We start from the raw sequence: 6792 nt of genomic DNA on the forward strand, positions 1-6792 counted from the left end.
TCAACCCACTCGTACGACCACCATGATTGACCGCACTCCCCCTGNGGCGGTGATGACAGCCGATTGGGCGCGCGGGCTGGGCGCGGAGTAGCGGGTGGTGCGTCCGCCATGGTTGACGGCGGCTCCCTTGATGACACCCCGGATCCGGTCACCGTCCCGTCGGGCGTCGTCGTACCGCCGCAACACCACGGCCACGGCTCCCTCTCCCGGGACGAAGCCGTCGGCGGTGTTGTCGAACGCACGGCTGCGATGCCGGGGCGAGAGGGCCCTCAGATCCCCCATCGACCGGAAGTACTCCGGGCTGATGCCGGCGTGCACGGCCCCGATGACCGCCGTGTCGATATCACCGGTGCGCAGGTGCTGGAGCGCCGAGTGGATGGCGACCAGGGACGACGAGCAGAGGGTGTTGACCAGTCCGCTCGGGCCGTGCCAGTCCATCAGGTACGACAGCCTGTTCGCGATCATCGCCTCAAGTCCGAGGCCACGCCCGTCGGGTACGCCGTGGCGCACCCGCTCCTCGTGGTAGTGGTCGTGGCTGTACGCGATCCACAGACCGGTGTTGTCGCCGTCGGCCCGGCCGCCGATCCGGCCGCCGTCCTCCAGTGCCTCCCAGATCGTCTCGTACACGATCCGCGCCTGCGGATCGATCAGGGGAGCTTCGCGGGCCGAGATCCGGAAGGGAGCCGGGTCGAACTCGTCCACGCTGTCCAGGAACGAAGCGCACGGGAGCGGCCCGGCCGCCGTGTCCCAACGCCCCTCGGGCAGGGGGCGGACCGTGTCCCGGCCTTCGACGAGCAGTTCGGCGAAGGCGGTCAGGTTGCTCGCGGTGGGCAGTTTGACGGCGGCGCCCACGACCGCGATGTCGCGCGGTCGTGATGCCGGATCGGCAGCGGGGGGCCCGGCGGAGGGCTCGGCCTCGGGTCTTCGTGACGTGACGGTGGTCCGCGCCACCGGTGCGGGCGCCGCCGCCGCGGCCGGGGCGACTTCGGATGTCGGGGTGGCCTCTGCTACCTGATCGGCCGGGGCCGCCAGTGTGTCGACGAGCTCCGGTGCCTCGTCCACCAGGAAGTCGGCGAACTGCCGAGGGGTCGGATACTCGAAGAAGACCGTCGGGTAGAGGGAAAGGCCGTGCTCCTGGGAGATGCGTTCGCTCAGTGTCACCAGGCCCACCGAGTCGAACCCGGCGGACAGGAACTCCGTATCGGTGTGCTCCTCGGAGGTGCCCGTCAACGCCAGGAACCAGGTGAGCGCACGCGCGGACCGCGAGGCGGCGGGGGCCGCCGGGGCCGCGGGACGAGGTGGCGTCGGCGGGAGCGAAGCCGGCTCCGACGGCGGCGTCGCGACGGGCACGGGCGGCGCGACCTGGCCGACCTGGGAGACCTGGGAGACAGGCGCGACCTGGACGATTGAGGCGGTCGGGGCGGTCGGCACCACCGGCGCGGGCGTCTCCCCCGCACTGAACGCCTGGACGGGCACCCGCTTGGACGCCATGTCGCCGAAGACCAGCAGCGGCGTCCCCGCCGCATCGGTCACTGTCTGGGTGACCCGGCAGGCCTCGTCGTTCCAGAAGGCGATCTCCGTCCGCACATAGGCGGCGTCGTCCAGCGGCCCGAGAACATCCAGTCGGCCCACCGAGAGCGGGATGAACGCGGACGCGTCCGCCGCGCCGAACACCGGGTTGGCCGGGTCGATCGCCGCGACCGTCACGCTGTCCAGGAGCCCGGGGAACAGCCGCACATCGGGCGGGTTCAGCTCCCGCTGCCGGGCGCCTTCGATCCGGGCGAGGGTGCCACCGTCCGGCAGGCTCGCCACCCAGGAGATGTTCCGGTAGTAGCGGCCGTGGTGGTAGCCGATCCGCCGCAGCCACCGGTAGAGGCCCGAGCCCGCGTACACGGCGGAGTCGGCGCAATCGGCCAACAGGTCGGCCAGGGGAACCGGAAGCGGCGGCTCGGGCGGGCGTCCGTCGACGAGCCGGCCGGTGACGAAGAGTTCCCCGTTCTCGGCGTCCTCGACCCTGAACCGGTTCTCCGCGTCCACCCGGCCGATGACCCGCTGAGCCCCGGACGGAATGAGCGGGCGGTGGAAGAGGATGTCCCGGGCGCCATGAAAGGGGTCGCCGCGCAGCGCGGCACCCTCGCGCAGGAAGTCGAACCACGCCACGCCCGGGAGCATGAGCGTGCCGTACACCGCGTGCTGGGCGATGGGCGACTCGGCAGGACCGAACACACGGGAGAACGTGTATCCGGCCGCCCCCTCGTCCGATACCAGTTCCGCGGGCGCCCCGGGTTCGGCCGAGCGCAGGGGCTCGGCCAGGTTCAGGGCACGGCCGCGCGGTTGGGCGGAGGGCAGCAGGCGCTTGCTCCACGACACGCCCGTGGCCTGCTGGAACGCCGCCCAGTCGATCTCCTGGCCCTCCTGGAAGAGCTCGGCGGCGATCCCGGCGAGCACCGCGGTGACCTCCCGCTCGTCGCGGGCCTCGGCCAGCCGTGCCCCGATGTCGCCGATGTCATGGCCGGCGGCGGCGTGGCTGATGTCGGCGGCGTGGCCCTGGGCGTCGCGATCGAGTTCGTCGTCACGGCGCAGGACATCGGCCAGCGCGCGCTCCAGCGGTACGCGTCCTCGTACGAAGTCCCCGACCGCTTCCCAACCCGGGGGCAGGTCCACGGCGCCTTCGGGCAGTCCGAGGTCGCGCAGCGCGATCGCGAGGGCGACCCCGGACGCGATCCGCAGCAACTCGCCGCCAAAGGACGCCAGTTGGGTTCCGGTGGCGGCTTCGAAGAGGCCGATGACCTCGTGAACGGCCGGTGCGGAGCGGTCCAGGACAGTCAGCCAGGCGGGCGGGGTCGCGGTCGCCTCGGGACGTACGGACACGACGGTGCGGGGGCCGCTGGCGGTACGGGCCTCCGGTGCCCCGGCCCGCAGGAGCCAGGTACGCAGAGCGGTGGCCAGGTGGTCCGCGTCCGCCCCGACGACGGCCAGCCGCACGGTACGGTGCGGCCGGGCCAGGCGGGCCGTGGCGCATACGTCGCCGAGCTCGCCGGGCCCGTCCGTCAGGGTCGGCAGGAACTCCAGCCACTGTGCGACCAGTTCCCGCAGCGCGTACGGGCTGTCGGCGGACAGCGGCAGCACATGGACCGCCACGGCCTGCCCGCCAGGACCCGCCGACCCGGCGCGGGTCCTGTCCGTACGAGGGGCGGCCTCGGCCACCACATGGGCGTTGGTGCCACCGAAGCCGAATCCGCTCACCGCGGCCCGGCGCACCGGAGCGTCCGGCCAGGGGACACGTGTGTCGGGCAGATGGAAGGGGCTGTCCGCGAGGTTGAGGCGTGGGTTGGGCGACTCCACCGCCACGGCCGGGACGACACCCTCGCGCATCGCGACGATGATCTTCGCGAGTCCCGCGAGCCCCGACGCGGAGTGCAGATGGCCGATCCGGCGCTTGATCGAACCGAGCGCGACGGAGTTGCGGGCGACGCCGTGCCTGGCGAACACCTCGGTGAGCGCCCGCACTTCGATCGGATCGCCGATGGCCGTGCCGGTGCCGTGTGCCTCGACGTACTGGACGGTCGCCGGGTCGATGGTCCGGTACGCCTTGTCCAACAGGTCGATCTGGGCTTCCAGGTTCGGTGTGGTGACACCCATGGTGCGGCCGTCGTTGTTGACCGCGACCCCGCTGATGGCTCCGAGGACGACATCGCCGTCGGCCAGCGCCGCCGGCATCGGCTTCAGTACCAGGGCGGCGGCTCCCTCCCCGGGCACATAGCCGTTGGCCCTGCTGTCGAAGGTCTGGCACAGCCCGTCCGGGGAGAGCGCCCCGGTGCGGGAGAGGAGTACGAACGTCAACGGGTCGATCAGCAGGTCGACTCCACCGACGAGGGCGAGCTCGGAGGTCCCGGCGGCGAGGCTCTGGCAGGCGAGCCAGACCGCCGACAGCGAGGACGAACAGGCGGTGTCGACCACCAGGCTCGGGCCCCCGAGGTCGAAGCGGTCGGACAGCCAGGCCGCCATGAAGTTCTGCGACCGTCCCCACAGGGCGGCCGGCCCGGGTATGCCGACGGGGCCGACGGCCGGGCCGGGCGGAACCGTGCCTCGGCCCTGGTCGAATCCGTAGGCGTTCATGCGTGCGGCGATGAACACGCCCGCGTCGAGTCGACGGCGCACCCCCAGGTACCCGGAGTCCTCCAGGGCCCGGGCGCCGACCTCCAGCATCATTCGCTGCTGGGGGTCGAGGAGCACGGCGTCCTCGGCGGTCATACCGAACGCCTCGTGGTCGAAGGAGAACGGGTCCACCAGGAAGCCGCCGCGGTGGTGCGTGCCCTGGTGGGGCCCGTCGCCCCGGTACAGCTCGCGGGCCCACCGGCTCGGCGGGACCTCGCCGATCTCGATGCCGTCGCGGCCCAGCAGGGCCGTCAGATCGACGACGTCCTCGGCGCCGGGGAGCCGTACCGCGAGGCCGATCACGGCGATGCGGGTGTCGCGCTCGCTCACAGCAGTCCTTTCGTTCGGCTCTCCGGTCATGCCTGGCCCACTCCTCGCTGTGCGTCGTGCATGAGCAGCGGACGCAGCAAGGCGCTCAGAGCGGAGGTGGGCATGTCCTCGTGGTCGGGGGTGGATGGACGGCGGGCGGCCGGCGCCTCATGGGCGGCGAGGTCCGCCGCGATCTCGTCGGCCGTACGCGCCCGCATCAGCAGCGACGGGTCGACGGTCAGATGACTGCGCTGTTCCAGGGCCGTGGTCAGCTCGGCGATCACCAGGGAGTCCAGCCCGAGGCTCGGGAGCGGACGGTCTCCCGGATCCTCCCCGAGCACCTGGACGAAGGCGTCGCGGACCCGTGCGCGCATCCGCGCGATGTCCTGTCCGGTGCGGGCTGCGGCGAGTGTGGGCGGTTCGGCCCGCGCCAACGTCAGCACGGTTTCGACCGGCTCGATGGACGGCGCGGCCTCCTGCGGGGTGTCGGGGGCGCTTCCCGGGAAGATCACGGCGCCACCCGACCGCAGATGGTCGAAGAAGGCGTCCGTCGCCTGCTCGGCGCTGACCGAGTACGCGGCGGAGAACGACGCGTCCGCCTTCATGCCGATGCCCGTCCAGTTGGGCCACGCGTGTGCGGTGACGGTGGTGACGGCGTCGTTCTCCCGCTCGGCGAGGGCCAGTTGGTAGGCGTTGGCGAGGCTGTAGTCGACCAGGCCACGGCCGGCCAGCGCCTGTGTACCGGCGATCGAGGACACCAGGACGGTGAAGTCGGCGCCCTGTTCCTTGGCCAGCCGTACGACGTTGAGCGAGCCGGGGACCTTGGGCGCGACCACCTTCTCGGCGTCGCCCCATGTCCGGCGGTGCATCGCCCCGAACGGATTGACGCCGCCGGAGGAGTGCACGACACCGACCAGCCGGCCCCAGCGCCGAGCGAACTGCCCGGCCACAGCGGCGAGTGCCGCCGGGTCGGACACATCGCAGGGCAGGTACTCGACCTCGGCGCGCCTCGCCAGCTCCCGCAGGGGGGCGGAGCTCTCTGCGTCGACGACCGACCTGCCGATGATGCCGATGCGCCTGGCTCCCCGGTCGATCAGCCGCTCGGTCAGACGCAGCCCTACGGCGCCCAGTCCTCCGGTGACCAGGTAGTACCCGGAGGCCGGCAGTGCGTACGGTGGGCCGGCCGGCGAGGGCACCGGTTCCGGGGTGTATCTGACGCCCCGCCGGTAGGCGGCGACCACCGTGCCGGCGTCGGCCCCGGCCGCCGGGCCGGCGCTCAGGGCGGCGTACTCGGCCACCAGGTGGAGGGCGTGCGCCTCGGCCGGGTCGGCCGGATCCAGATGGACGACCGCGGTGGGCCTTCGGTTCTCGGCCCCGGCGGCCCGTACCGCCATGGCCATGGCGGCCCGCTCAGGGGCGAGGTCACGGCGCTCGCCGGGACGCACCGCCACGTCGTGGAATCCGGCCCAGAGCAGTTTCCCGTGGGCGGGCGATATCTTCATCAGACTGCCCAACTCGGCCCAGAATCGACTGAGTTCGACCGACGGGCCGCCTTGGCTCCGCCGACTGGCCGGGGCGTCGACCACGATGGTCGCGTCCGCCTCCTGACCGGCTTCGACGACGGTCACGCCCCGGTCCCGGAGAGCCCTGGTCAGCGCACGCCCGATCTCGGCGTCGACGGCGACCAGGCGTACCGTTGCCGGGTCGGCCACGGGCGCGGGCGCCAGTTCACGGGCGCGCCATTCGACGCGTACCGCCCCGCCGCCCGCCGCTGCCGGACCCGGCACGACCGCGGGGTCGGTGGTGTGCCAGTACGACCCCCGCGCGAACGGATAGGTGGGGAGGTCCGTGACACGGGCGCCCTTGGCGGAGAGCGAGGGCCAGTCGATGTGCGCGTACCCCACTCTGACCAACTCCACGACATCGGCGGGTCCTGGGGGCGTCGCCAAGGTCGACCCGGCACGGCCCGCCGCCTCTTCGGCGGTCAGGTCGCTGTCGACACGAGCCACCGGAACCGCCCCGGCGGCGACGGAGCGCAGCGCGGCGGCGAGGTCGGCGGAGTTATGTCCGTACACCGCGGTCTGGAACTCCAGTGAAGAGCGGCCGGTGTTGGCGGTGTGACAGAGGTCGGCGGTCTCCCAGTCGTCGCGCGCTGTCTCGAACCGGTCGGCGTAGGCGTCGGCGAGGGTTCGCAGCGCGGTCTCATCCGCCGCACTGACCCGGACGACATACGAGTCCTGCGCCGGTGCCTCCCGCACCGGCACCACCGGCGGCTCCTCCACGATCACATGCGCGTTCACCCCACCCATACCGAACGCACTCACC

2 protein-coding genes are annotated in these 6792 nt (G+C 72.5%); both read right to left on the reverse strand.

What is annotated here, in order from left to right:
* A complete protein-coding gene (locus M1203_RS37680; protein ID WP_249954380.1) occupies window positions 1-4488 on the reverse strand; it encodes a beta-ketoacyl synthase N-terminal-like domain-containing protein in 4488 nt (1495 codons plus the stop codon).
* A 26-nt stretch (window positions 4489-4514) separates the two neighbouring features.
* Window positions 4515-6792: beta-ketoacyl reductase (locus tag M1203_RS37685; RefSeq protein ID WP_249954381.1), on the reverse strand; the 2278-nt coding region annotated here is incomplete at its 5' end.

The organism is Streptomyces sp. 35G-GA-8 (assembly GCF_023534745.1).
Lineage (GTDB): Bacteria > Actinomycetota > Actinomycetes > Streptomycetales > Streptomycetaceae > Streptomyces.